This window comes from Streptomyces sp. NPDC002499 (genome assembly GCF_053595415.1).
Genome location: NZ_JBSFXO010000015.1, coordinates 65016 through 91388 on the forward strand (window position 1 = coordinate 65016; position 26373 = coordinate 91388).

Below are 26373 nucleotides of genomic sequence, written 5' to 3' on the forward strand. Positions count from 1 at the left end.
TGAACGCCTGGACACTGGGACAAGGCTAGCCGGAACGGACGGGGTGCATGAGCGAGAACGACCAAGAGGCCTTACGCGCCCAAGTGATGGAATCCGTCATGGTGTTGCGTGAGGCGATCCACCAAGCGGCCGTCCATCAGGACTACGCCCACCTGCACACGGAGAAAGTACAGGCAGCTCTCGGCCGGATCCTGGTGTCGAATCTGGGGGAACGGCTGGGCGGTTCCCTGCCTCACCTCGTCGCCGCGTTGGAAGCCGCCGCGAAGTTGTATCTCGCCCGCCACTCGGCAACGCCCTATGACCCGACGAACGAGCTGGTCGGCGCCGTGGGTCTGTACAAGATCCTCGCGATGGTTCCCGATGTGCAGCAACCGACTCAGGTCCGGTGGATCCTCACCGCGCTCGAAGGACGCGAGCCCGAGACGGGCGACGATCCCGCCGATCTCAGCAACGCCGCGTCCACCGTGCTGGCGTACTCCAGAGCGACCGAGGACGAGTCGGTGGTGCCGGTGGCCCTGAAACTCCTCAGACGTGCGGTCGCCGCATGCCCTCCTGGTCACCCCTACCGCAAGGACATCCTCAACAACCATCTGGGCGCGCTGAGTTGGGCACGCGAGGAAGGGAGCGCGGAGCCCGACGAAGAGATCGTCGAGGTCCTCGACGCGCTCCTCAAAGAGGAGGGTGGCGACGGGGACGACGAGCATGCCGCGATCCGGAAGGCGACGATCGGCGGAACGCTGACGGAGGAGGCCACACGCACGGGTGACCTTGCCACCTTCGATCGGGCGATCGCCATCCTGCGGGAAGCGGTCACGGCCATGTCCGACGGGATGGACGGCAAGGCGGGGTTCACCGAGAACCTCGGGCGGGCGCACCTCAACCGCTGGCTCGTGTCGGAGAGTTCCGCCGACCATGCCGAGGCCGTGTCCGTGCTCCTCGAGTCCATGAGGATCACTGACGCCGACGATCCGTTCCGCGTCACGCGTATGGGCTTCCTGGCGCACGCGCTCATGGCCGAGCGGGGCAGCGCGGACAAGGAACAAGTGATCGCCGTCCTGCGGGAGATGAGCGACATCGGACCGGGCATCCGTCCGTCCACGCTCGCGATGCTCGCCAACAGCTGGTACCTGGCCTGGATCCAGTTCGAGGATCCGGCACTGCTCGACACCGTGATCGATCTCGTGAAACAGGTCGGCGACTCCGAGCGGGGCGTACCCGCCGAGGAGCGGGCCCGGCGTCTGGGCGATGTTCTCTGGGCGCGCTGGGACCACAAGCGCGACCTCTCCGACATCGACGAGATCATCAGCGCTTTGGGGTCACATCTCTCCGGCATGGAACTGGGCGATTCGAAGTCCCTCAACCGGCTGGCCCGCGCGATGCGCGCGCGGTGGGAGAGCAGCGGCGACAGCGTTGCGATCGAACACGCCATCGCGCTTCTCTCCTTGGCCGTCGAGCGAGCCCCCGACGGTTCGGGCGAGAAGGCGATGTACCTGAACAACCTGGGATCGATGATGCTGCGTGCCGGGACCCTCAGCAGGGACCGGAAGGAGATCGAACGGGCGCTCGCGCTGGGGAGGAGGGCGGTCGCGGAGGCGCCGGCCGACGATCCCGGGCTACCGATGTATCTGCACAACCACAGTGCGGCACATGGGCTGATGTGGAGGGTGACGCGCGAACGCACGTGGCTGGCAGACGGACTTCGCTTGGCCCGCGCGGCGGTGGACGCCACTCCTCAGGACCATCCGGACCGCCTGGGCCACCTCTCGAATCTGGGCGGCCAGCTCCTCATGCTCGGTACCCATGACGACGATCTCCGGCTGGTGGAAGAGGCCGTCACCGTGCTGGTCCCCTGCGCCGACTCGGCGAACGCCGCGGATCCGGCCTACGGCGTGCTCTGCATTCATCTGGCCCAGGCGTTTCAGCGGCTCGGCGAAGCGGTGGGCGACCCCGGCCTCGACCTACGTGCCCGTGACCTGTTCCGCGCTGCCTCCCGGTCCGCTCCGCCCCGGACCGCCGACCTGGTCGCCTACCGACGCCTGTGGGGCAAAGTCGCCGCGCAAGCCGGCAACTGGACTGAGACAGCGCAGGCTCTCACCGGGGCAGTCGAACTTCTCGCGGATCACCTCGGGCCCAGGGTCTCCCGTGTCGACCAGGAACGAAGTCTGGCGGACTTCAGCGGCCTCGCCACGGACGCCGTCGCGGCCTGCGTGGAGGTCGGCCGTCCCGAGGACGCCGTCGGGGTTCTCGAAAAGGGGCGTGGCATCCTCCTGGCGCAGTCCCTTCGCGGAGACGACGAGATGGTCAGGCTGGCCGCCGCACATCCCGATCTGGCCCGGCGTATCGAGAACCTGCGCAACCTGCTGGCCGAAAGCCGCGATCCCGGTCTGTGATCGCTTTGCCTGGCCCCAGGGCCGGCAGCTCGTGGTGTCAACTGCCGTAAAGAGTGGGCAGATCGACGAGGAGGACATCGTCACGGCGGTCGGCCAGGCCCACGAGGTCGGGGTAGAAGCCATGCAGGGAGTACAGGGCCAGAACGGTGGCGCCGGTGTCGTACCCCTGATCCGCGAGCAGGGCACGGACACGTTCCAGGCGCTCCAGGTCACCGGTCCCACGACGGGCGGCGGTCGCCTTGGCCTCGCCCAGCAGTGCGATCCGCGCGCGGGGAGCCTGTGGGCGCTCGCCGGCGGCCAGGGCGATGACGTCGACCTCGTGCTTCGTCCGGGCGGCCTGATCGGCGACCTCGGTGGTACCGACCGGGCCGGGCAGTCCGTCGGGCAACAGAGTGTGGGCGTAGCGACGGGTGAAGTCGCGGGCCAGGTCCTCGAAGTGCGGTCCGAGGATCTTGGAGTTGAAGGTGGGAGCGGCCTGTTGCCACACCTGCTCGGCGAAGCCCTGCTCCACGGCGGCGGCCTGCGGGAGGGTGATGAGCTGGTTGAAACGGATGACGGGGTCGGCGAGCGTGATGACGGGGTGCCGGGAGCGGAGGATGTCCTGTTCCCGCTGGATGTAGCCGGTGGATTCCAGCACTCCGAGCGGGTGAGCGACGGCGTTGCGCGGGCGCTCCAGGGCGGCACCGATCTTGCTGGGGGTGGTGGCGCCCTGCGCGATCGCGGTGAGGATGTCGTAGTACAGAGTGTGCTGCGTGATCCTCGGATCCTCGCGCAGCAGGTACTCGGTCTCGGTACGCGAGTACACCGCCCGCCCAGGATCGAGCAGCGTCCGGGTGAGCCAGGCGTCGAAGCCGTCGTCCGGATGCGGCCGGGCGGCCACCGGCCGGTAGCCGGGGGCCCCGCCCAGGACCGCGTGCACCTTCAGCGCGGTCAGCGGGTCGGTGATCTGCCAGAACGTCCGGCTGTCGCGGTAGTCGAAGGGGCCCAGCCGTAGATCGACCACGGCACGTCCGCGCAGTGGCTTGGTCCCCGACAGCAGTTCGTGCATGACGCTCATCGCGGAGCCGCACAGGATCAGGCGTGGCCCCGGCCCGGCACCGGGCGGGGCACCCCGCTGGCGTTCGTCGTAGAGCTGTTGCAACAGCCCCGGGATTTCAGGCGAGTGCTGGAGCAGGTACGGCAACTCGTCGATCACCAGGAGCGGGTGCGAGGAACGGGCGGTCACCTCAAGGGCGTTGGACAGAACGTCACGCCAGTCGGTCAGGCGCAGGCTACCCGCCCGCAGACCGGCGTGGGCGGCGACCGCGTCACTGAACCGCTGGATCGCGGGCAGCCGCCCCTCCTCCCGGACCGCTGTCACATACAGGCCGCCGACCTGCTCGGACAGAGCCTGCAGAAGGTACGACTTCCCGTGCCGCCGCCGCCCGGACACGATGCCGAGCCGCATCGCCGGGTCCGGATCGGTGAGGAACTCCGCGAGCAGATCCCACTCCCGGTCCCGATCGACCACGTCGTCCGGCTTGACCAGCAGGCTCTTCTCCACCCACGCTCCCGCAACTCGACTTCGACAGGTTTCGTCTAAGTCTACTTCGACACTTTGTGTCGTGCTGGGGCTCACCATCGCCCTCGGCCCCGAGCAGTGGCAACCTCACTGCTCAGCGCCGAAAAGGCCGAGGCCAGGCCCGCCCCAAGGGCTACCCTGAATCTCTTGATTCAGGGGATGAGGGGCGGGACCTCCATGCGGACACTGCATGTTCACCATGTCAAAGATTCACTCAGGCAGGACTTCACCGGTCTTATCGACTTAAGCGATGTGACGGGCAACCAGAGCGCCCAGTCCGACACCATCTTCCTCAGCAGGGCACTGGCAGCTCGCGCCGTCCAGCGCTTCACGGGTTGTTCCCCGGACGAGGCCGCCACCGCCGTGACCGATGGGTTTCACGACAACGGTATCGACGCTCTGGCCATCGACGACGAAAATCGGCGGATCGTCATCGTCCAGTCGAAGTTGGACAGTTCAGGAAACGCCGGGCTCTCCCAGGCCGATGCGCTCAAGATCCGGAACGGCTGCAGCGACCTGTTCAACATGAAGTTCGACCGCTTTTCGCCGAGACTCCAAGCGCGTCGCACGGAAATCACTGCGGCTTTGAGCGATGCCGCAGTCACCTTCATCGTGGTTGTCGCCACTACGGGCCGAAGCACCCTGCCGACGGAAGCCCAGCACGTGTTCGACGACTTCCTGGCGGAAGCCAACGAAAATGACCCGGTGGTCACCCTGGAAGTACTTGGCCTGCGGGAATTCCACTCCATGGTGGTCGAAGGAACAGCAGGACCACGGATCGAGCTGGCCGTTCCCATCGAGCAGTGGGGGAAAGTCGACCTTCCCTATCAGGCGTACTACGGACTTGTTCAAGCAACGGAAATCGCCTCTTGGTTCGAACAACACGGCGATAGGCTCTTCTCGCAGAATCTGCGCAAGTCACTCGGCAACACCGAGGTGAACGAGGGCTTGACTCACACGCTGCTGACTCAGGGCGAGAACTTCTGGTATTTCAACAACGGAATCACCGCGCTCTGCGAGTCCATCAGGAAGACGCCTCGCGGTGGCTCCACCCATGCCTACGGGGACTTCGCGATCGAGGGCGTGAGCGTGGTCAATGGGGCACAGACCGTGGCGAGCATCCACCGAGCCGCAAAGAAGGAGGAAAAGTCTCTCGAGGAAGCCCGCGTATGGGTTCGATTCATCTCGCTCGAGGGATGTCCTCCCGATTTCGCCACGGATGTAACCCGGGCGACGAACACCCAGAACAGTGTCGAGAGCCGCGACTTCGTCGCACTTGATCAACAACAGGAACGCATTCGTCGGGACATGCTTCTGTCTCTGCACAAGCAGTACTCGGTCAAGCGCGGCGAAAATGTGCCCGCGGAGAGCGACGGGTGCACCGTCGAAGACGCCATCGTCGCCCTCGCCTGCGCCCACAACAATCCGTACTACACGGTCCTGGCGAAGAGTGCGGTTGGCCGACTGTCCGAAAACACCGAACGGGCGCCTTACATAAATCTGTTCAACAACGGAACCAGCGCGCACCGGGTATGGCGTTGCGTTCAGGTGATGCGTGCCGTCGAGGCAGACCTCGCCGATCGCCGGAAGAATCTCGTCGACAGGGAGTTCGCGGTGGCCGCGCACGGGAACCGACTTGTGCTGCAGCTGGTCTTCAACCAACTCAGACTGGACAAGATCAACGATGCGAACTACGACTGGACCAAGGAGATGAAGCGAGTCCACAAAGTGACCGGCATCGCCCTTGAACACCTCGCTGAGGCAATCGAGAACACCTACTCGAACAACTATCTCGCACCGCTCTTCAAGAACACCACAAAATGCCGCGACCTGGTCGCCCAAGTCGAGGCCAAGTTGGGTTCCGACTGACGAGCTGTTCAACACGAGAAACAGCACGGGGCCGACTCCTGGAAGAGTCGGCCCCATTTGATCTGGATTTTTACCAGGTCGCCGGTGCGGTGTTATGTCACCAAGCTCAGACGTTGAACCTGAACTCCACCACGTCCCCGTCCTGCATCACGTACTCCTTGCCCTCCATCCGCGCTTTCCCCTTCGCCCGAGCCTCCGCCACCGAGCCCATCTCCACCAGGTCGGCGAAGGAGATGACCTCCGCCTTGATGAAGCCCTTCTGGAAGTCGGTGTGGATCACGCCGGCCGCCTCGGGGGCCGTCGCGCCCTTCTTGATGGTCCAGGCGCGGGATTCCTTGGGGCCGGCCGTGAGGTAGGTCTGCAGGCCGAGGGTGTCGAAGCCGACGCGGGCGAGGGTCGCGAGGCCGGGCTCGTCGGCGCCGACCGACTCCAGCAGCTCCATCGCGTCCTCCTCGTCCAGCTCGGCGAGGTCCTGCTCCAGCTTGGCGTTGAGGAAGATCGCCTCGGCGGGGGCGACCAGGGCACGCTGTTCGGTCTTGAAGTCCTCGTCGACCAGTTCGTCCTCGTCGACGTTGAAGACGTAGAGGAAGGGCTTGGTCGTCAGCAGGTGCAGGTCGTGGAGGAGTTCCTCTTTGCCCGAGCCCTGGACGATGCCCTGCGAGAAGAGGGTGTCGCCGCGCTCCAGGATGTCCTTCGCCGCCTCGACCGCCGCGACCTTCGGGACGATGTCCTTCTTGATCCGCGAGTCCTTCTGGAGGCGCGGCAGGACCTTCTCGATGGTCTGGAGGTCGGCGAGGATCAGCTCGGTGTTGATCGTCTCGATGTCGTCCTTGGGCGAGACCTTGCCGTCGACGTGCACGACGTTCTCGTCCTTGAAGGCGCGGATGACCTGGCAGATCGCGTCGGACTCACGGATGTTCGCCAGGAACTTGTTGCCCAGGCCCTCGCCCTCGGAGGCGCCCTTCACGATGCCCGCGATGTCGACGAAGTCGACGGTCGCCGGGATGACCTTCTGGGAGGAGAAGATCTCGGCCAGCTTCGTCAGGCGCGCGTCGGGGACGCCGACCACACCGACGTTGGGCTCGATCGTGGCGAACGGGTAGTTGGCCGCGAGCACGTCGTTCTTGGTCAGGGCGTTGAACAGGGTCGACTTGCCGACATTCGGCAGACCGACGATTCCGATCGTGAGCGACACGTTGCGACTTCCCGTACGTGAGAGACATCAAGGGGCTGGGACTGGGGCTGGCACTGGGATTGCGGGCCCGGTCCTTCTTCGGTACGCGGTTCTTCTTCAGTGCGCGGGCGGGCCGATCCACCAGTCTACGGCGTGCCCGACCCCGCCCCGGCTACGAGTCGAACGCTTGGCCAAGGTCCGCCCCCCGGCGTGTCCCGGAAGCGATTCGGCACATAAACCGACCTAAGTTTGTCCAGTGGAGCAACACAGGACGCGACCCCCGCAGCACGGACCGCGACGCGGCACACCCCCGCTGCCCCCGCAGGCGACACGCGGCGAGAGCGGCAGGAGCGGGAGCGGCGGCGCGCGCCCGGGGCAGCGGCGCCCCGCGAACCGCCCGGCCGCCCGCCCGACGACGCCCGTACGCCGGCCCGGTCCGCCGCTGATCGAGGCAGTGCGGCGGATGCCCAACCCCCGGCTGACGGGGCTGGGCGGCGGGCTGTTCTGCGGGGCGGTGATGTTCGTGCTCGGCGGCCTGGACGCGCTGCTGTTCGGGTCGTCCCTGACCGTCTACGGCGTGCTGTTCCTGCCGGTGTGCGTGCTGACCGCGTGCTGGGTGCGGCGGGGCGACCTGGTGACCGCCCCGGTCGTCGTACCGATCGCCTTCGCCTTCGGCCTGCTGCCCGTCGCCGACAGCAACGGCGGGATCCTCGGCCGCCTGATGGGCCTGGTGACGGCCCTCGCCACCCAGGCCGGCTGGCTGTACGGCGGCACCCTCGTCGCGGGCCTGATCGCCTCCGCCCGCAAGATCCACCTGATGCGCCAACGGACGGCGACGGCACGGGCCGCCCGCCGGTGACCTACCGGGGCACAGCCCGCCGGTGACCTGACCGGACCGCCGCCCGCCGACCGCCGGTGAGCCGACCGGACGGGACGGGCACCCGCCGGCCGCCGGAGGCGACCCGACCCGACAACCGACTACCGGTCGCCGTCCCGCCCCGCCGCGTGCATCGCCGCGCCCACGATCCCCGCGTTGTTCTGCAGCTGCGCCGGGACGATCTCCGCCTTGATGTCCTCGATGAAGTGCAGGAACTTGTCTGCCTTGCGGCTGACTCCGCCGCCGATGATGAACAGCTCGGGCGTGAAGAGCATCTCGACATGGGCCAGGTACTTCTGGACGCGGTGCGCCCAGTGCTCCCAGGTCAGCTCGCCGTCCTCCTTGGCCTTGCTGGAGGCGCGCGTCTCCGCGTCGTGGCCGTGCAGCTCCAGATGGCCCAGCTCGGTGTTCGGAACGAGGACGCCGTCCACGAACACCGCGCTGCCGATGCCGGTGCCGAAGGTCAACAGGATGACCGTGCCCTTGCGGTCGCGGCCCGCGCCGAAGGCCATCTCGGCGACGCCCGCCGCGTCCGCGTCATTGACGACCGTCACGTCGTGCCCGCCGAGCCGGTCGCTGAACAGCACGCGCGCGTCCGTGTCGATCCAGCTCTTGTCGACGTTGGCCGCCGTACGGATCGTCGACCCGCCCGTCACCACGCCCGGGAACGTCAGCCCGACCGGGCCCGTCCAGCCGAAGTGCTCGACGACCTCCTTGACGCCGTCCGCCACTCCGTCGGGCGTCGCCGGGTACGGAGTGAGCACCTTGAAGCGCTCCTCCGCCAGGTCGCCCTTGTCCAAATCCACAGGGGCGCCCTTGATCCCGGACCCACCGATGTCCACACCGAAGATCTGCATGGCTCTACGTTACGACGATGGACTGACAGTCACTCAGCGGAGGCGGTATCCGTAACGGATCCCGCACTGGATCCAGTACCCGATCCCGTACCCGACCCCGTTCCGGATCCGCCGCGCTCCGCGACCAGCGCGGCCGCCTCGTCACGCAGGTCCCGGCGCAGCTCCTTGGGCAGGGAGAACGTGATGGACTCCTCGGCCGCCCGGACCAGTTCGACGTCCTCGAAGCCGCGCTGCGAGAGCCACTCCAGGACCTGCTCGACCAGGATCTCCGGCACCGAGGCGCCGGAGGTGACACCGACCGTGGAGACACCCTCCAGCCAGGCCTCGTCGATCTCGTCGGCGAAGTCCACCAGGTAGGCCTCGCGGGAGCCGGCGAGCTTGGCGACCTCGACGAGCCGTACGGAGTTGGAGGAGTTCTTCGAGCCGACCACGATCACCAGCTCGGCCTCCTCGCCCATCTGCTTCACGGCGAGCTGGCGGTTCTGCGTGGCGTAGCAGATGTCGTCGCTGGGCGGCGAGATGAGCTGCGGGAACTTCGTCTTGAGGGCGTCGACCGTCTCCATCGTCTCGTCGACGGAGAGCGTGGTCTGCGAGAGCCACACGACCTTGGACGGGTCGCGGACCTCCACCTTGGAGACGTCGGACGGGCCGTCGACCAGCGTGATGTGGTCGGGGGCCTCGCCGGACGTGCCGATGACCTCCTCGTGGCCCTCGTGTCCGATCAGGAGGATGTCGTAGTCGTCGTTGGCGAAGCGGACGGCTTCCTTGTGGACCTTGGTGACCAGCGGGCAGGTCGCGTCGATGGTGGCGAGCCGGCCCCGCGCGGCCTCCTCGTGGACGACGGGGGCCACACCGTGCGCGGAGAACATGACGATGTTCCCCTCGGGGACCTCCTCCGTCCGCTCGACGAAGACGGCGCCCTTCTTCTCAAGGGTCTGCACGACGTACTTGTTGTGCACGATCTCGTGCCGGACATAGATCGGAGCCCCGTACTGCTCCAGGGCTTTCTCGACGGCGATCACGGCGCGGTCCACACCCGCGCAGTAGCCCCGGGGGGCGGCGAGCAGGACACGGCGGCCAGGCGAAGCAGTCATGAGAACCATCGTAAGGCCGCGCCCGACGGGTCAAAGATCGCCTCCTTGGGGAGACTGGCCGTGCGGTGGGAGGGGTGGGGAAGGACTCGACGGGCGAGGCACAGGCGGAGGCACGATGTCCGGGACCGGTACGACGGCACGAACGGACGAGGCGGGGCACGACCTGCGGCGGAGCCTCGGCTTCCGGGACCTCGTCGTCTACGGGCTGCTGTTCATCGCCCCGATGGCTCCCGTCGGCGTGTTCGGCACCCTGGACGCGAAGTCGCACGGGGCCGTGGCACTGGTCTACGTCGTCGCGACGATCGCGATGGCGTTCACCGCTTTCAGCTACGCGCAGATGGTGCGGGTGGTCCCCCTGGCGGGGTCGGTGTTCGCCTACGCGCGCGTGGCGCTCGGCAAGGAGGCGGGGTTCGTCGCCGGCTGGATGGCGATGCTGGACTACCTGCTCATCCCGGCGGTGGCGTACCTGTTCTCCGGGATCGCGATGAATTCGCTCGTCCCGGAGGTCTCGCGCTGGGTGTGGACGGCGATCGCGGTCGTCGTCACGACCCTGCTGAACCTGTGGGGCGTACGGGCCGCGGCCCGGGTCGGCTTCCTGGTCCTGGCGACGGAGATCGTGGTGCTGCTGATCTTCGTCGTCTCCGCGGTGGTGGTCCTCGCGCGGGACGGGGCCGAGCGGGGGTGGCTGTCGCCGCTGTCCGGGGACGGCACGCAGGGGGCGTTCGCGCTGTCGGCGGTGATCGGCGCGGTGTCGGTGGCGGTGCTGTCGTATCTCGGCTTCGACGCGATCGCGTCCTTCGCGGAGGAGGTCACGGGCGGCTCGGAGAAGGTCGCCCGCGCGGTGCTGTTCTGCCTGGCGCTTGCGGGTGTGCTGTTCGTGGCGCAGTCGTACCTGGTCGCGCTCCTGGAGCCGACGACGTCCGCCCAACTGGCCGCCGATCCGGGCAAGCAGGGGACGGCCTTCTACGACGCCGTGGACGTCTCCGTCGGTACCTGGCTGCACGATCTGGTGGCCGTCAGCAAGGCGATCGGCGCGGCCTTCGCGGCGCTGGCCGGACAGGCGGCCGCGGGGCGGCTGCTGTTCGCCATGGGCCGGGAGCGGAGGCTGCCCCGGGCGCTGTCGAAGACGGACTCCGGGGTGCCGCGGATCGCGCTGCTCTGCGCGGCCGTCATCACCCTGGTCGCCGCGGTCTGGGCGGCTCGCCGGGACGACGGCATGGACCACCTGGTGTCGGTGGTCGACATCGGCGCGTTGACGGCCTTCACCCTGCTGCACGCGAGCGTGGTGAGCTGGTTCGCGGTACGCCGGGCCGGCGGACCGGTCGTCTGGTGGCGGCACGTGCTGATGCCGGTGCTCGGGGCGGCGATCACGATCGCGGTGATCGTGGAGGCGTCGGGGACGGCCCAGGTGGTGGGCGCGGTGTGGCTGGCGATCGGGTTGGCGGTGCTGATCGCGCAACGCGGGCGGGGGCCGGCGGAGGCGGGCTGAGTCGGCGGGGCTCGGCGGAGGCAGGCCGAGCCGGGAGGGCTCGACGGAAGCAGGCCGAGCCGGCAGGGCTCGACGGAAGCAGGCCGAGCCGACGGGGCCTGGCGGAGGCGTCCCGCCCCGGCATCCCGCCCCAACGACCGCTCCCGCCCAGCCCACCGCACGCGTCCGGCCCGTTGTCGGTGCCTGCGGATACGCTCACCTGCATGGCTCTCAACACGTCCGCGGAAGCGCCGCTCCCCGTCGGTGAGGTCTCCCGGCTGATCGGGGGGTGGATCGACCGGCTGGGGGCGGTGTGGGTCGAGGGGCAGATCACCCAGCTGTCGCGGCGACCCGGCGCCGGTGTGGTGTTTCTGACGCTGCGTGATCCCTCGTACGACATCTCGATCAGCGTGACCTGCTTCCGGCAGGTGTTCGACACGGTCGCCGATGTGGTGAGCGAGGGCGCGCGGGTCGTCGTACAGGCGAAGCCCGAGTGGTACGCGCCGCGGGGGCAGTTGTCGTTGCGGGCCACCGAGATAAGGCCGGTCGGGGTCGGGGAACTGCTCGCGCGGCTGGAGCAGTTGAAGAAGTCGCTGGCCGCCGAAGGGCTGTTCGCGGCGGAGCAGAAGAAGGCGCTGCCGTTTCTGCCGCAGTTGATCGGGCTGGTCTGCGGGCGGGCCTCCGCCGCGGAGCGGGACGTGCTGGAGAACGCGCGGCACCGCTGGCCCGCCGTCCGCTTCGAGGTGCGCAATGTCGCCGTGCAGGGCGTGCACGCGGTGCCGCAGGTCGTGCAGGCCGTGAAGGAGCTCGACGAGACCGAGGACGTCGACGTGATCATCGTCGCGCGCGGCGGCGGCAGCGTGGAGGACCTGCTGCCCTTCTCCGACGAGCAGCTCGTGCGCGTGGTCGCCGAGTGCCGTACGCCGGTCGTGTCCGCCATCGGGCACGAGCCCGACAACCCGCTCCTGGACTACGTGGCCGACCTGCGGGCCTCCACCCCCACCGACGCCGCCAAGAAGGTCGTACCGGACGTGGGCGAGGAGCACGAGCGCGTGCGGCAGCTGCGGGACCGGGCCCGGCGCTCGGTGCGGGCCTTCGTCGAGCGGGAGGAGCGCGGGCTCGCGCAGGCGCTGGCGCGGCCCTCGATAGAGGATCCGCACCGGATGGTGGACGAGCGGGCCGACCATGTCGCGTCCCTGCTCGACCGGGGGCGGCGCACCCTGGGGCATCTCCTGGACCGCGCCGACTCCGAGCTGACGCACACGCACGCGCGCGTGGTGGCGCTCTCCCCCGCCGCCACCCTCAAGCGCGGGTACGCGGTGCTGCAGAAGGCCGACGGTCATGTGGTCCGCGCGCCGGACGACGTGACGGCGGCGGAGTCCCTGCGGGCGCGGGTCGCCGAGGGCGAGTTCACGGTTCGAGTCGACGCGGGCGATGCATAGGGTGGGCGGAATGACCAGCAAGGTGGCGGAAGAGACGCTCGGGTACGAGCAGGCGCGGGACGAGCTGATCGAGGTCGTACGACGCCTCGAGGCGGGCGGTACGACGCTGGAGGAGTCCCTGGCGCTCTGGGAGCGCGGCGAGGAGCTGGCCAAGGTGTGCCGGCGCTGGCTGGACGGGGCCCGGGCGCGGCTGGACGCGGCGCTGGCGGAGGAAGAGGGCGGGGCGGCGGAAGAAGCCGACGCCGAGTAGGTACGGCACCGAGTACGGAGCAGGGGCGGCACCGCGCGGAACGGTGCCGCCCCTGCCGTATGCGCCGACGCGCCATCCGGTCACGTATGTGAAGCGGATCACGTCACCCCGCTTTTTGTTGAACCTTGAACTTCATCTGGCGTACCTTCATGCCGTAAGCAGATCCGGACCACGGTCCGGTTATCCGGTTCCAGGTTACCCCCCGAGGAAGTCCGCATGTCTCTCGCTCTCGCCCCCGCCGCCCAGGACCTGCTGTTCCGCGAGGCCCGCACCGCCAACACCTTCACCGACGAGCCGGTGACCGACGAGCAGGTGCAGGCGATCTACGACCTGGTGAAGTACGGCCCGACCTCGATGAACCAGTCGCCGCTGCGCATCACCCTGGTCCGCTCCCCCGAGGCCCGCGAGCGCCTCGTGCAGCACCTGGCCGAGGGCAACCAGAAGAAGACCGCCGCCGCCCCGCTGGTCGCGATCCTCTCCGCGGACAACGAGTTCCACGAGGAACTGCCCACCCTCTTCCCGCACTTCCCGCAGGCCAAGGACGCCGTCTTCGGCGAGCGCACGGTCCGCGAGGCCAACGCCTCCCTGAACGCCGCCCTCCAGGCCGCGTACTTCATCATCGGCATCCGCGCCGCCGGCCTGGCCGCGGGACCGATGACCGGTCTCGACTTCGCGGGCGTCCAGAAGGAGTTCCTGGACGACGACCACACGCCGTTCGTCGTCATCAACATCGGCAAGCCGGGCCCGGACGCCTGGTTCCCGCGCTCCCCGCGGCTGTCGTACGACGAGGTCGTCACCACGGTCTGAGGACGGACCCCACACGCGTGAAGGCCCCCGGCGCATCAGCCGGGGGCCTTCGTCGCACGTGGGCGGCAGGTCACTCCGTCTTCAGCGCCTGCGCCATCTCCGTCAGCTGCGCGTACGAGCCCGTGCCCGCGACCACCGTCGTCGAGCCCTTCTCCGACAGCACGAGGGCGTCGTACCGGCCGCCGGTGTACCGCGTCCAGGTGCGGCCGTCGATCCGCTGGGTGGCCTTCGTCGCCTCGGCGCCCTGGCTGGCGGCGTCTATGAACGCGCCCGGCTTCTGAGTCGACTGCTCGACCTGCACGTACTGACCACCGGGGGCGTTGAAGCCGAGGTGCCAGGCGTCGAACTCGTCGCCGCGGAAGCGGACGGAGGTCGCCTTCCAGCCCGTGGACAGGCCCTCCGGGGCGGCCACCGGATAGGAGGCGGCGCGGCGCGCGGTGAGCAGTTCGACGCGGTAGTCGACCGGCTTGATGTCCGGGGGTGAGTCGTCGTGCGGAATGAAGACGTAGATGACCGCCGCCGCGATCATGATCAGGCCCAGGGACAGAATCATGTCCCGGACCGTCTTCTGCCTGCCGGTCCTGCCGGTCGCGCCGGTCTTGCCGGTCTCGCTGTTCGAACCTGCCACGCGCCCCATCGTCGCAGGTGCCCGGTCCGCTCATCCGTGGGGGGCCCTGCTCATTTTGTCGGACTGACGATAGAGTCGATGGTCGAACCCTCATCCGGCCGTCGTCGTATCAGAAAGGTGCGCCTCGATGACCGAGCATCATCACTTGCCGACCGAACTCGAAGTTCCCAGCGAAGCCCCCGACCGCAACCTCGCCCTTGAGCTCGTCCGAGTGACCGAAGCCGCCGCGATGGCCGCGGGCCGCTGGGTCGGGCGCGGCGACAAGAACGGCGCGGACGGTGCCGCGGTGCGCGCCATGCGGACGCTCGTCTCCACCGTCTCGATGAACGGCGTCGTCGTCATCGGCGAGGGCGAGAAGGACGAGGCGCCGATGCTCTTCAACGGCGAGCGCGTCGGTGACGGCACCGGGCCCGAGTGCGACATCGCCGTCGACCCGATCGACGGGACCACGCTCAACGCCAAGGGCATGCCGAACGCGATCGCCGTGCTGGCCGCCGCGGACCGGGGTTCGATGTTCGACCCGTCCGCCGTGTTCTACATGGACAAGCTGGTCACCGGGCCCGAGGCCGCGGAGTTCGTCGACATCGAGGCCCCGATCTCGGTGAACGTACGCAGGGTCGCCAAGGCCAAGCGGGTCACCCCCGAGGACGTCACCGTCGTCGTCCTGGACCGGCCGCGGCACGACGGGATCATCAAGGAGATCCGGGAGACCGGTGCGCGGATCAAGCTGATCTCCGACGGCGATGTCGCGGGCTCGATCCTGGCGCTGCGCGAGGGCACCGGCGTGGACCTGCTGCTCGGTATCGGCGGCACCCCCGAGGGCATCATCTCGGCCTGTGCCGTGAAGTGCCTGGGCGGTGTGATCCAGGGCAAGTTGTGGCCGAAGGACGACGCCGAGCGGCAGCGGGCGCTGGACGCCGGGCACGACCTGGACCGGGTGCTCACCAACAACGACCTGGTGTCGGGCGAGAACGTGTTCTTCGTCGCGACCGGGATCACGGACGGCGAGCTGCTGCGGGGTGTGCGCTACCGCTCGGAGACCGCCACGACCGACTCCATCGTGATGCGGTCCAAGTCCGGCACGGTCCGGCGGATCGACTCGGAGCACCGGCTGAGCAAGCTGCGGGCGTACAGCGCGATCGACTTCGACCGCGCCAAGTAGGGCCCCACAACGGCTTGTTCGCAACGCGAAGGGCGCCCCCGGTGCGGTGGGGGCGCCCTTCGCGTGTGTCAGCCTGCCTGCGCTATGCGGCCCGAAGCCCTCGCCGCCTTCTTCAACTCCATGTCGCGGCGGCGCCTGCGGGCCAGGACCACTCGGCGTTCCGCCGCGGTGAGACCGCCCCAGACTCCGTAGGGCTCGGGTTGCAGCAGTGCGTGTTCTCGGCACTCGACCATGACCGGACAGCCGGCACACACGCGCTTCGCGGCCGCCTCCCGGGAGAGTCGGGCGGCGGTGGGTTCCTTGGACGGTGCGAAGAACAGGCCGGCCTCGTCGCGCCGGCACACCGCCTCGGTGTGCCAGGGTGCGTCTTGGTCCCTGTCCCGCACTGGCACCCGCTGGGCCGGAACGGCAGCGACCTGCAGGGACGAATGCGGCGGTTGCAGCACGGTCTACTCCTGACGACGGCTTCGCGAGCGAGAGACGATGCAGCAAGGCCTACCCGCTGTGCGCGTGCCTATGCACTGAGTTCCGAACCGCTGGAATTCGGGGCGCCGGAGCCCCGTGCCCACCCGACCGCGGGTGGACCAACTCCCTCCGGAAACCGTTCGATTCGCAACCGTCAACGGCCCAAGTGCTTGCGCAAATTCTTGTCGACCTTGCGCTGAACCCGATCGATGATGTCCGCGACGAGCTTGCCGCGCTTCGGTCGGCCTTCGACATTGCCCAGTACGGCCCACCCGTCGACGTACACGACGGGCGCCTCCTGGTCCTCCGCGTCGAGGTTGTCCACCTCGAAGTTGCCGAGCACGCCGCCGCCGGTGCCGCGCAGCGACACGTTCTCCGGAACGCGGATCTGGATGTCGCCGAAGACGGAGACGACCTTGATCATGACCTGTTGGTACTCGAAGATCGCCTCGCTGAGGTCTATCTCCACCGAGCCGAAGATCGCGTACGCGTGGATCCGGCGCCCGGCGCGCCAGCGGCCCTTGCGGACGGCGGCGCTGAACACCGCCACCACGTTGTCGTCGGCCTCCGCCGGGACCGTGTCCGGGGCGGGCCGGTCGGCGGCGAAGGAGGGGGCGGCGCGGCGGTGCGCGACCGGCAGGTCCCGGACGAAGACCTCCAGCTCGCCCACCGTCTTGGCGGCGAGCACGCCCTCGACCCGCTCGGCGTGCTCGTCGGGCGTGAGCCGGCCCTCGGCCATGGCCTCGCGCAGGATGTCGGCGATACGGTCCCGGTCCGCGTCCGAGGCGCGCAGCTCGACGACCTCGGGGTCGGCGGCGCGCGGTGCCCTGTCCTGCTGCTGAGGCTGCTTCTGAAGGTCCACGACAGCAGCGTACCGAAACGCGATAGATCGCGACTAGGGGGTGTGGATAACCAAGTCCGGCCAACTGAGGATTACCTCACAAGGACCGTGTCAGTGGCAGGTTCTACGCTGGTGAGCGCCCGCCAGTGTCGGTGGGTGACCGTCCGTCGAGTGAGGAATGGGCTGAGATGCCTGAGTTCGCGTACACCGATCTGCTCCCCATGGGAGAGGACACCACCCCCTACCGGCTGGTGACCTCCGAGGGTGTCTCCACCTTCGAGGCCGACGGGCGGACCTTCCTCAAGGTGGAGCCGGAGGCGCTGCGCAAGCTCGCCGAGGAGGCCATCCACGACATCCAGCACTATCTGCGGCCCGCGCACCTGGCGCAGCTGCGGCGCATCATCGACGACCCCGAGGCGTCGAGCAACGACAAGTTCGTGGCCCTCGACCTGCTGAAGAACGCGAACATCGCGGCCGCGGGCGTGCTGCCGATGTGCCAGGACACCGGTACGGCGATCGTCATGGGCAAGCGCGGGCAGAACGTCCTCACGGAGGGCGGCGACGAGTCGGCCCTGTCGCGCGGCATCTACGACGCGTACCTGAACCTCAATCTGCGGTACTCGCAGATGGCTCCGCTGACGATGTGGGACGAGAAGAACACCGGGTCGAACCTGCCGGCCCAGATCGAGCTGTACGCGACGGACGGCGGCGCCTACAAGTTCCTGTTCATGGCCAAGGGCGGCGGCTCGGCCAACAAGTCGTTCCTCTACCAGGAGACGAAGGCGGTCCTCAACGAGGGCTCCATGATGAAGTTCCTGGAGGAGAAGATCCGTTCGCTGGGTACGGCGGCCTGTCCGCCGTACCACCTGGCGATCGTCGTCGGCGGGACCAGCGCGGAGTACGCCCTGAAGACCGCGAAGTACGCCTCCGCGCACTACCTGGACGAGATCCCGGCCGAAGGCTCGGAGCTGGGGCACGGCTTCCGGGACAAGGAGCTGGAGCAGAAGGTCTTCGAGCTGACGCAGCGGATCGGCATCGGGGCGCAGTTCGGCGGCAAGTACTTCTGCCACGACGTGCGCGTGGTGCGGCTGCCGCGGCACGGGGCGTCCTGCCCGGTCGCCATCGCCGTCTCCTGCTCCGCCGACCGCCAGGCGCTGGCCAAGGTCACGCCCGAGGGCGTCTTCCTGGAGCAGCTGGAGACGGACCCCGCGCGGTTCCTGCCGGAGACGACGGACGAGCACCTGGACGAGTCCTCGGACGTCGTCCGCATCGACCTCAACCAGCCGATGGACGACATCCTCGCCGAACTGACCAAGTACCCGGTGAAGACCCGGCTCTCGCTCTCCGGCCCGCTGGTCGTGGCCCGTGACATCGCGCACGCCAAGATCAAGGAACGCCTGGACGCGGGCGAGGAGATGCCGCAGTACCTGAAGGACCACCCGGTGTACTACGCGGGTCCGGCGAAGACCCCCGAGGGTTACGCGTCGGGTTCCTTCGGTCCCACGACGGCCGGGCGCATGGACTCCTACGTCGAGCAGTTCCAGGCCGCGGGCGGCTCCAAGGTGATGCTGGCCAAGGGCAACCGCAGCAAACAGGTCACGGACGCGTGCGACGCGCACGGCGGCTTCTACCTCGGCTCCATCGGCGGCCCGGCCGCCCGGCTCGCCCAGGACTGCATCAAGAAGGTCGAGGTCGTCGAGTACGAGGAGCTCGGCATGGAGGCGGTCTGGAAGATCGAGGTCGAGGACTTCCCGGCGTTCGTCGTCGTCGACGACAAGGGCAACGACTTCTTCCAGGACCCGGCCCCGGCGCCGACGTTCACGACGATCCCGGTGCGCGGGCCCGGCCTCGCGTGACCGTGTGATCCTTTGACGGACGCCCGCCCCTGATTGACGCAGGGGCGGGCGTCGTCGTTCCGGGTCGGGACCGGTCAGCCGGCGCAGAGCACGATGTCGATCGTGTCGCCCGGCTTGATGGCCGTCGGGGCGTGCGGCGACACCTCGACCACCGAGCCCGGCTTGCAGTTCTTGACCGCCTTCTTCGTGACGCTGCCGAGCTTCGTCTGGGTCTTCTCCAGGACGGCCTTGGCCATCTGCAGGTCGTAGCCGCCGACCTCCAGCCGCGTGTGGGTGCCGTCGGCGAAGGTGTAGAGCAGGGTGGTGGCGTCGCTGCCGGTGACGGTGGTGGCGGCCGGGCTGCTGGTGCTCGACGCCGGGGTCGAACTGCTGTTGCTCGCCACCGAGGTGGCCAGGGCCGTGCCGCCGCCCGCCGCGATGAGCGCGGCGGCGACCGCCGCGATGCCGGCGGTACGGCGGCGACGGGTGCGGCGCTCGATCCGGGGGGCGTCGAACTCGGGGGTCTCGGCGGAGTCGGCGAGTCGGTTCATGGCGTTCATCAGTTCCTCTTCGAAAGGTGTGCGGCCGGAAGGCCGTGCGTCGCCGTACGAGGTCATCGGATTCCTTCCGTGTGCCGCGGGGCCGAAGGGCCGGAGAGTGCGGGGAACTGGCTTCTGAGCTTCTCGATGCCCCGGGCCAGCTGGGAGCGGACCGTGCTCGGCGTGATGCCGAGGTCGGCCGCTATCTCGCCGTCCGAGAGATCGTGGAAGTACCGGAGCACCACCACCGTCCGCATCCGCATGGGCAGTTGCTGCAGCGCGCGCACCAACTGGTCCCTGCTGTCCACCTGTCCGTACTCGTCCCCCGGGGCGGCGGTGTCGCCGGTCTCCGGGTGCGGAGTCGTGGTCAGGCGGCGGAATCTCCGCCAGCGGTCGTTGGCCAGGTTCACCATGATCCGCCGGACGTAGGCGTCCGGAGCGTCCTTCGAGGCGATGACGCGCCACTTGCGGCAGGCCTTCTCCAGGGTCTCCTGGACCAGGTCCTCCGCCGCCTCACGGTTGCCCGTGAGGACGAGGGCGCCCCGGAACAGCGCGGTCGATCGAGCGGCCACGAATTCCTGGAAGTCCGATGCCGGAAAAGCCGGTGCCGGGAAGTCCGCCGCCGTGAAGTCCGGTGCCTTGAAGTCCCTCTCCACACGCTCCTCCCTTCCTGTCACCCCTTCTCGACGTGGACATCTCCGCTTCTGCTGCACGGCCGTTCTGAGACCTGGGTCACAGGCCGGAAACCCGTTCGGGCGAAGGACGCGAAGAACGGCCCCGGTCCGGAACATCCGGGCCGCCCCGTTCGCTGTACGGGACATGAGCGACTACCGCATCGAGCACGACTCCATGGGCGAGGTCCGCGTGCCCGCCGACGCCAAGTGGCGGGCGCAGACGCAGCGGGCCGTAGAGAACTTCCCCGTCTCCGGGCAGCGGATCGAGCGCGCGCACATCGAGGCGCTGGCGCGGATCAAGGGAGCCGCGGCGAAGGTGAACGCCCGGCTCGGGGTGCTCGACAAGGACATCGCCGAGGCGATCCAGGAGGCGGCGGCGGAGGTCGCGCGCGGGGACTGGGACGACCAGTTCCCGGTCGACGTGTTCCAGACCGGCTCCGGCACCTCCTCGAACATGAACACCAACGAGGTCATCGCGACCCTGGCGACCGAGCGCCTTGGCCGGGACGTCCATCCGAACGACCATGTGAACGCCTCCCAGTCCTCCAACGACGTCTTCCCGTCCTCCCTGCACATCGCCGCCACCGCCGCCGTCACCCGCGACCTCGTGCCGGCCCTGGAGCACCTCGCCGCCTCCCTGGAGCGCAAGGCCGAGGAGTTCGCGGACGTGGTGAAGTCGGGGCGGACCCATCTGATGGACGCGACGCCCGTGACGCTGGGCCAGGAGTTCGGCGGGTACGCGGCCCAGGTGCGGTACGGCGTCGAGCGGCTGCACGCCTCGCTGCCCCGGCTGGCCGAGCTGCCGCTGGGCGGCACGGCGGTGGGCACCGGCATCAACACCCCGCCCGGCTTCTCCGCGGCCGTCATCGAGGAGGTCGCCCGCGCCACGGAGCTCCCGCTCACCGAGGCCCGCAACCACTTCGAGGCCCAGGGCGCCCGGGACGGCGTCGTCGAGACCAGCGGACAGCTGCGGACGATCGCCGGCTCCCTCACCAAGATCTCCAACGACCTTCGGTGGATGGCCTCCGGGCCGCGCACCGGCCTCGCCGAGATCTCCCTCCCCGACCTCCAGCCCGGTTCCTCGATCATGCCCGGCAAGGTCAACCCGGTCGTCCCGGAGGCCGTGCTCATGGTCGCCGCGCAGGTCGTGGGCAACGACGCGACGGTGGCCGCCGCGGGCGCCGCCGGCAACTTCGAGCTGAACGTGATGCTGCCGGTGATCGCGAAGAACGTCCTGGAGTCGGTCCGGCTGCTGGCCAACGTCTCCCGCCTGCTGGCCGACCGCACGATCGACGGCATCGTGGCGCACCGCGAGCGGGCCCGCGAGTACGCCGAGTCCTCCCCGTCCGTGGTGACCCCGCTGAACAAGTACATCGGGTACGAGGAGGCCGCCAAGGTCGCCAAGAAGGCGCTGGCCGAGCGGAAGACCATCCGCCAGGTGGTGCTGGAGGGCCCGTACGTCGAACGCGGCGACCTCACCGTCGAACAGCTCGACGAGGCCCTGGATGTCCTGCGCATGACGCACCCGTAACCGATTGCGAACCAGAACCAGAGTGTTCGTGAACCGTGACGCGGACCGCAGCGTCGTATGCCTGTGGCACCTAATATCTGTGCATGGCAGAGGGCGGAGCGGTGAGAGCTGAAGCGGAAACGGGCGGTTCGGCGGGATTCTGGGCCCCCGGGAGTCAGATCCTGTGGCGGTACCGGGAGAACGCGGGCCGGGGTTTTCACATCGCGCGCCCCGTCACGGTCGTGAGTGACGACGCCGAGCTGCTCGCCGTGTGGCTCGCGCCCGGCACCGAGTGCGTGAAGCCGGTGCTCAGCGACGGTACGCCGGTGCACCAGGAGCCGCTGGAGTCGCGCTACACCAAGCCGCGCACGGTCCAGCTCGACACCTGGTTCGGCACGGGCGTGCTGAAGCTGGCGCGGCCGGGTGAGCCCTGGTCGGTGTGGCTGTTCTGGGAGCCGGGCTGGCGGTTCAAGAACTGGTACGTGAACCTGGAGACGCCGCTGGTGCGGTGGGCCGGCGGCGTCGACTCCGAGGACCACTTCCTCGACATCTCCGTGCACCCGGACCGCAGTTGGCACTGGCGGGACGAGGACGAGTTCGCGCAGGCCCAGCGGGACGGGCTGATGGACGCCGAAGTCGCCGAGCGGGTACGGGAAGCGGGGCGTTCGGCGGTGGAGGTGATCCGCGCCTGGGGCCCGCCGTTCGGCGACGGATGGCAGCACTGGCGCCCGGATCCGTCCTGGGATGTACCGTCACTCCCGGAGGGCTGGGACCGTATGCCCGCGCACATGTCCACATGAGACCCTTGATGCGCCCCCGGTCCGCAACCGTAGGATCGTCCTCCGCAAGGGCGCGCAGTAGCAACTCCCGGAGCATGCGCTGGGCTTGACCGATCGTCACCGAGGGGCGGCAGGACGTGAGCGAGGGGTACGAGGGCAAGACCGAAAGGGCCTGCGTGGACGCGGGTCCTGGCCCTGGGAGCCGCAGACGGTGCGCCGGTGGCGCAGGAACAGCTTCTGACCACGCGGGAATTCCGTTCCTGGGACACGTATTCCGGGTATCGGGTTTTCTGCGGGACGAACTGCGCGCGCGGCGCGCAGCCCCGGACGGACGGATTCGACACGCGTGACGGAGCACCCCATCTCCTTCGAGCGCCCACAGCCGGGCGTCGACCCCGCTGACCCCCGCGGGGCGCTCCTGCACACCCCGACACCGGCGACGGCATCGCCCTCGGCCGCCTTACCCGCACAGGCGCGCACGGGCGAGACACCGTCGACACCGGGCACGGCTCATCCGTGCGACAAGGACAAGGACAAGGGCACCGGTACGGCCACGGGCAAGAGCACGGGCAAGGGCACGGATTCGGCCACTTCCGCGGACGCGGCCGGCTCCGAGCACTCGCAGCCGGCCGTCGCGGAACCGGACACGCACCGGCCGCGGCCCGCGCCCGAGGGCATCCCCGCCCAGCCCGGCGCCGAGCAGGCGGGGCCGCAGGGCTCCGGCGACTCCGAGCGCCGTACCGGACAGGGACTGCCGCCCGGGCGGCCCACGCCCATGCGGCGGGACGGGGACCGGCTGCGGTTCGTGGGCGCCGCCACCCGGCGGATCGCCCGCGGCATCGACCTCGACGAGATCGTCATGGGGCTGTGCCGGGCCACCGTGCCGACGTTCTCGGACGCGATCCTGGTCTATCTGCGCGACCCGCTGCCGGTCGGCGACGAGCGGCCCACAGGGCCGCTGCTGCTGCGGCTACGCCGCACCGACCGGATACCGGCGGAGCGGGACAGCGAGGCCGGGTTCACGCCCGCACTCCAGCCGGAGCCCGCGGAGGTGACCGAACTGGATCTGCTCGGCGCCGAGTTGTGCGAGGTCCGCCCCGGCAGCGCGCTCGCCGAGGTGCTGCGCGGGGTCCGCCCGGTCTTCACGGACGCCCCCGCGGCCCGCGCCGCCCTGCCCGAACTGCTGGGCGACGGCTGCGAGTTCAGCGTGCCCGGCGGCCAGCGCGCGATCCTCGCCCCGCTGCGCGGCCGGCGCCGGGTGATCGGCGCCGCGCTCTTCCTGCGCCGCCCCGACCGCATCGCCTTCGAGCCGGACGACCTGCTGGTCGCGGCCCAACTGGCCACGCACAGCGCGCTCGGCATCGACAAGGCGGTGCTGTACGGCCGCGAGGCCTACATCGCCGACGAGTTGCAGCGCACGATGCTGCCCGAGACGCTCCCGCGCCCCACGGGCGTCCGGCTGGCCTCCCGCTACCTCCCGGCCGCCGAGACGGCCCGGGTGGGCGGCGACTGGTACGACGCCATCCCGCTGCCCGGCAGCCGCGTGGCGCTCGTCGTCGGTGACGTCATGGGTCACTCCATGACCTCCGCGGCGATCATGGGCCAGCTGCGCACGACGGCCCAGACGCTGGCCGGCCTCGACCTGCCCCCGCAGGAGGTCCTGCACCACCTGGACGAACAGGCCCAGCGCCTGGGCACCGACCGCATGGCGACCTGCCTCTACGCGGTCTACGACCCGGTCTCGCACCGCATCACCATCGCCAACGCCGGCCACCCGCCGCCCGTCCTGCTCCACCTGGGCGGCCGGGCCGAGGTGCTGCGGGTGCCGCCGGGCGCCCCGATCGGCGTCGGCGGCGTGGACTTCGAGGCCGTCGAACTGGACGCGCCCGCGGGCGCCACCCTGCTCCTCTACACCGACGGCCTGGTCGAGTCCCGTCTGCGGGACGTCTGGACCGGCATAGAGCAGCTGCGCGAGAAGCTCGCCGCGACCGCGCAGTTGACCGGCCCCGACCATCCGCCGCCGCTGGAGGCCCTCTGCGACGAGGTGCTCGACATGCTCGGCCCGGGCGACCGGGACGACGACATCGCGCTGCTCGCCGCCCGCTTCGACGGGATCGCGCCCAGCGACGTGGCGTACTGGTTCCTCGAACCGGAGGACGCGGCCCCCGGCCGGGCCCGCCGGCTGGCCCGGCGGGCGCTGTCCCGCTGGGGCATGGAGGACATGAGCGACTCGGTCGAGCTGCTGGTCAGCGAGGTCGTGACCAACGCCGTGCGGTACGCCTCCCGGCCGGTCACCCTGCGGCTGCTGCGGACCGACGTGCTGCGCTGCGAGGTCGGCGACGACGTGCCTCAGCTGCCGCGGCTGCGGCAGGCGCGGGCCACCGACGAGGGCGGTCGCGGGCTGTATCTGGTGAACAAACTGGCCAGACGGTGGGGAGCGACCCGGCTCAGCACCGGCAAGGTGGTCTGGTTCGAGCTGAACCGCAACCCGAGCTGAACCACGAGCCGAGCTGAACCACGAGCCGAGCTGAACCACGACCCGAACCGGTCCAGAACCGCATCAATTCTGGATCGCGTCCAAAAGTTGCCGACATCATGTTGGAGGCGTTGACTGCTGGGGTACGCGAAGCGCCTGACCGACCCCTCACCCGAGGATGGGAGGACAATCGTGACGCAGGCACCCCAGCAGATTCCGTACACGACGACCAACGCGGGCATCCCCGTCGAGAGCGACGAACACTCGCTCACCGTCGGGCCCGACGGCCCGATCCTGCTCCAGGACCACTACCTCATCGAGAAGATGGCCCAGTTCAACCGGGAGCGGGTCCCCGAGCGGGTGGTCCATGCCAAGGGCAGCGGCGCGTACGGGACGTTCGAAGTCACCAACGACGTCAGCCAGTTCACCAGGGCGGACCTCTTCCAGCCCGGCAAACGCACCGAGATGCTGGCCCGGTTCTCGACCGTGGCCGGCGAGCAGGGCTCGCCCGACACCTGGCGCGACCCCCGCGGCTTCGCGCTCAAGTTCTACACAGAGCACGGCAATTACGACATGGTGGGCAACAACACCCCGGTCTTCTTCGTCCGGGACACCATCAAGTTCCAGGACTTCATCCGCTCGCAGAAGCGCCACCCGGCGACCGGGCTGCGCAGCAACGACATGCAGTGGGACTTCTGGACCCTCTCCCCCGAGTCGGCACACCAGGTGACCTGGCTGATGGGCGACCGGGGCATCCCGAAGACGTACCGCCACATGAACGGCTACAGCTCCCACACCTACATGTGGATCAACGGCGCCGGTGAGCGGTTCTGGGTGAAGTACCACTTCAAGACCGACCAGGGCATCGAGTACCTCACCCAGGCCGAGGCCGACGAACTGGCCGGGTCCGACGGCGACAAGCACCGCCGGGACCTCTACGAGTCGATCGAGTCCGGGAACGCGCCGAGCTGGAGCCTGAAGGTCCAGATCATGCCGTTCGAGGACGCGGCGGACTACCGCTTCAACCCCTTCGACCTGACGAAGGTCTGGCCGCACGGGGACTACCCGCTGATCGACGTCGGCCGCATGACCCTGAACCGGAATCCGGACGACTACTTCGTCCACATCGAGCAGGCCGCCTTCGAGCCCTCGAACCTGGTGCCCGGTATCGGTCCCTCGCCGGACAAGATGCTGCTGGGCCGGCTGTTCTCCTACCCGGACACCCACCGGTACCGGATCGGCCCCAACTACACCCAGCTGCCGCCGAACCGACCGCACTCCCCGGTCAACTCGTACGCCAAGGACGGCCCGATGCGCTACGAGGCGTCCGACGCGGCCCGGCCGTACGCGCCGAACTCCTACGGCGGCCCCGCGGCGGACTACGCGCGGTTCGGTGATCCGGCGAGCTGGCAGACCGCCGGTGAACTGGTCCGTGAGGCGACGAAGCCGCACCGCGAGGACGACGACTTCGGCCAGGCCGGCACGATGGTCCGCGAAGTCTTCGACGACGCGGCCCGCGACCGGCTGGTGTCGAACGTCAGCGGGCATCTGAAGGCCGACGTGTCCCGCCCGGTCCTCGACCGCGCCCTGCAGTACTGGCGCGCCATCGACAAGGAGATCGGCGAGCGGATCGCCGCCGAGGTCGACGGGGACTGACGTCCCCGCCGACGTCGTA

22 protein-coding genes are annotated in these 26373 nt (G+C 69.2%); 13 read left to right on the plus strand and 9 right to left on the minus strand.

Annotation, left to right across the window (positions count from 1 at the left end):
* The first annotated feature begins 47 nt into the window (after nucleotides 1-47).
* Nucleotides 48-2390 (plus strand): hypothetical protein, encoded by a 2343-nt coding sequence (locus ACWD5F_RS37245; protein ID WP_451260728.1) that lies wholly within the window; start codon nucleotides 48-50, stop codon nucleotides 2388-2390.
* Between the two features lie 37 nt (nucleotides 2391-2427).
* Here the strand turns inward: ACWD5F_RS37245 and ACWD5F_RS37250 are convergent, their stop codons facing one another.
* On the minus strand, nucleotides 2428-3933 hold the full coding sequence (locus tag ACWD5F_RS37250; protein ID WP_451260729.1) for an ATP-binding protein: 1506 nt from the start codon (nucleotides 3931-3933) through the stop codon (nucleotides 2428-2430).
* A gap of 195 nt (nucleotides 3934-4128) precedes the next feature.
* Here ACWD5F_RS37250 and ACWD5F_RS37255 point away from each other — a divergent pair, with 195 nt between their 5' ends.
* Entirely contained in the window at nucleotides 4129-5820 is a 1692-nt protein-coding gene (locus ACWD5F_RS37255; protein WP_451260730.1) for an AIPR family protein, read from the plus strand.
* A gap of 106 nt (nucleotides 5821-5926) precedes the next feature.
* Here ACWD5F_RS37255 and ychF read toward each other — a convergent pair whose 3' ends face one another.
* Nucleotides 5927-7015 (minus strand): redox-regulated ATPase YchF, encoded by a 1089-nt coding sequence (gene ychF / locus ACWD5F_RS37260; RefSeq protein ID WP_401713389.1) that lies wholly within the window; start codon nucleotides 7013-7015, stop codon nucleotides 5927-5929.
* Between the two features lie 235 nt (nucleotides 7016-7250).
* Between ychF and ACWD5F_RS37265 the strand changes: the two genes are divergently transcribed.
* Nucleotides 7251-7853 carry a DUF6542 domain-containing protein gene (locus ACWD5F_RS37265; RefSeq protein ID WP_451260731.1) on the plus strand — a complete coding sequence of 201 codons (603 nt, stop codon included), beginning with the start codon at nucleotides 7251-7253 and terminating at the stop codon, nucleotides 7851-7853.
* A gap of 119 nt (nucleotides 7854-7972) precedes the next feature.
* On the opposite strand, the gene ppgK is transcribed toward ACWD5F_RS37265, so the two are convergent.
* Nucleotides 7973-8728, minus strand: a complete 756-nt coding sequence (gene ppgK, locus ACWD5F_RS37270) for a polyphosphate--glucose phosphotransferase (RefSeq protein WP_451260732.1) — start codon at nucleotides 8726-8728, stop codon at nucleotides 7973-7975.
* Nucleotides 8729-8757: 29 nt separating this feature from the next.
* Complete coding sequence (locus ACWD5F_RS37275; protein ID WP_451260733.1) at nucleotides 8758-9831, minus strand: 4-hydroxy-3-methylbut-2-enyl diphosphate reductase; 1074 nt, start codon at nucleotides 9829-9831, stop codon at nucleotides 8758-8760.
* A gap of 106 nt (nucleotides 9832-9937) precedes the next feature.
* Here ACWD5F_RS37275 and ACWD5F_RS37280 point away from each other — a divergent pair, with 106 nt between their 5' ends.
* The 4 genes from ACWD5F_RS37280 (at nucleotide 9938) to ACWD5F_RS37295 (ending at nucleotide 13789) form a co-directional block, all read left to right on the plus strand.
* Nucleotides 9938-11311 (plus strand): APC family permease, encoded by a 1374-nt coding sequence (locus tag ACWD5F_RS37280; protein WP_451260734.1) that lies wholly within the window; start codon nucleotides 9938-9940, stop codon nucleotides 11309-11311.
* Nucleotides 11312-11514: 203 nt separating this feature from the next.
* Complete coding sequence (xseA, locus tag ACWD5F_RS37285) at nucleotides 11515-12732, plus strand: exodeoxyribonuclease VII large subunit (protein ID WP_451260735.1); 1218 nt, start codon at nucleotides 11515-11517, stop codon at nucleotides 12730-12732.
* A gap of 10 nt (nucleotides 12733-12742) precedes the next feature.
* On the plus strand, nucleotides 12743-12982 hold the full coding sequence (locus ACWD5F_RS37290; RefSeq protein WP_451260736.1) for an exodeoxyribonuclease VII small subunit: 240 nt from the start codon (nucleotides 12743-12745) through the stop codon (nucleotides 12980-12982).
* Between the two features lie 216 nt (nucleotides 12983-13198).
* Entirely contained in the window at nucleotides 13199-13789 is a 591-nt protein-coding gene (locus tag ACWD5F_RS37295; RefSeq protein WP_451260737.1) for a malonic semialdehyde reductase, read from the plus strand.
* Between the two features lie 70 nt (nucleotides 13790-13859).
* Here ACWD5F_RS37295 and ACWD5F_RS37300 read toward each other — a convergent pair whose 3' ends face one another.
* Complete coding sequence (locus ACWD5F_RS37300; protein WP_451260738.1) at nucleotides 13860-14417, minus strand: DUF4245 domain-containing protein; 558 nt, start codon at nucleotides 14415-14417, stop codon at nucleotides 13860-13862.
* Between the two features lie 127 nt (nucleotides 14418-14544).
* Between ACWD5F_RS37300 and glpX the strand changes: the two genes are divergently transcribed.
* Nucleotides 14545-15579: a class II fructose-bisphosphatase gene (gene glpX / locus ACWD5F_RS37305; protein WP_451260739.1), complete on the plus strand. Its 1035-nt coding sequence runs from the start codon at nucleotides 14545-14547 to the stop codon at nucleotides 15577-15579.
* Between the two features lie 68 nt (nucleotides 15580-15647).
* On the opposite strand, the gene ACWD5F_RS37310 is transcribed toward glpX, so the two are convergent.
* A complete protein-coding gene (locus tag ACWD5F_RS37310; RefSeq protein WP_123997989.1) occupies nucleotides 15648-16025 on the minus strand; it encodes a WhiB family transcriptional regulator in 378 nt (125 codons plus the stop codon).
* A 173-nt stretch (nucleotides 16026-16198) separates the two neighbouring features.
* A complete protein-coding gene (locus ACWD5F_RS37315; protein WP_451260740.1) occupies nucleotides 16199-16906 on the minus strand; it encodes a DUF1707 SHOCT-like domain-containing protein in 708 nt (235 codons plus the stop codon).
* A 167-nt stretch (nucleotides 16907-17073) separates the two neighbouring features.
* Between ACWD5F_RS37315 and ACWD5F_RS37320 the strand changes: the two genes are divergently transcribed.
* Entirely contained in the window at nucleotides 17074-18741 is a 1668-nt protein-coding gene (locus ACWD5F_RS37320; protein ID WP_451260741.1) for a fumarate hydratase, read from the plus strand.
* A 74-nt stretch (nucleotides 18742-18815) separates the two neighbouring features.
* On the opposite strand, the gene ACWD5F_RS37325 is transcribed toward ACWD5F_RS37320, so the two are convergent.
* Together ACWD5F_RS37325 and ACWD5F_RS37330 are read right to left on the minus strand one after the other, a co-directional pair.
* Nucleotides 18816-19280 (minus strand): PASTA domain-containing protein, encoded by a 465-nt coding sequence (locus tag ACWD5F_RS37325; protein ID WP_451260742.1) that lies wholly within the window; start codon nucleotides 19278-19280, stop codon nucleotides 18816-18818.
* A gap of 53 nt (nucleotides 19281-19333) precedes the next feature.
* Complete coding sequence (locus ACWD5F_RS37330) at nucleotides 19334-19915, minus strand: SigE family RNA polymerase sigma factor (RefSeq protein ID WP_451260743.1); 582 nt, start codon at nucleotides 19913-19915, stop codon at nucleotides 19334-19336.
* 163 nt (nucleotides 19916-20078) lie between these two features.
* Between ACWD5F_RS37330 and ACWD5F_RS37335 the strand changes: the two genes are divergently transcribed.
* The 4 genes from ACWD5F_RS37335 (at nucleotide 20079) to ACWD5F_RS37350 (ending at nucleotide 26354) form a co-directional block, all read left to right on the plus strand.
* Nucleotides 20079-21464, plus strand: coding sequence for a class II fumarate hydratase (locus ACWD5F_RS37335; RefSeq protein ID WP_401713425.1), 1386 nt, complete (start codon nucleotides 20079-20081; stop codon nucleotides 21462-21464).
* An 83-nt stretch (nucleotides 21465-21547) separates the two neighbouring features.
* Nucleotides 21548-22243, plus strand: a complete 696-nt coding sequence (gene fomD / locus ACWD5F_RS37340) for a cytidylyl-2-hydroxypropylphosphonate hydrolase (RefSeq protein WP_401713428.1) — start codon at nucleotides 21548-21550, stop codon at nucleotides 22241-22243.
* Nucleotides 22244-22568: 325 nt separating this feature from the next.
* Nucleotides 22569-24719 carry a SpoIIE family protein phosphatase gene (locus tag ACWD5F_RS37345; protein ID WP_451260744.1) on the plus strand — a complete coding sequence of 717 codons (2151 nt, stop codon included), beginning with the start codon at nucleotides 22569-22571 and terminating at the stop codon, nucleotides 24717-24719.
* 171 nt (nucleotides 24720-24890) lie between these two features.
* Nucleotides 24891-26354, plus strand: coding sequence for a catalase (locus tag ACWD5F_RS37350; RefSeq protein ID WP_451260745.1), 1464 nt, complete (start codon nucleotides 24891-24893; stop codon nucleotides 26352-26354).
* The last annotated feature ends 19 nt before the right edge of the window (nucleotides 26355-26373 follow it).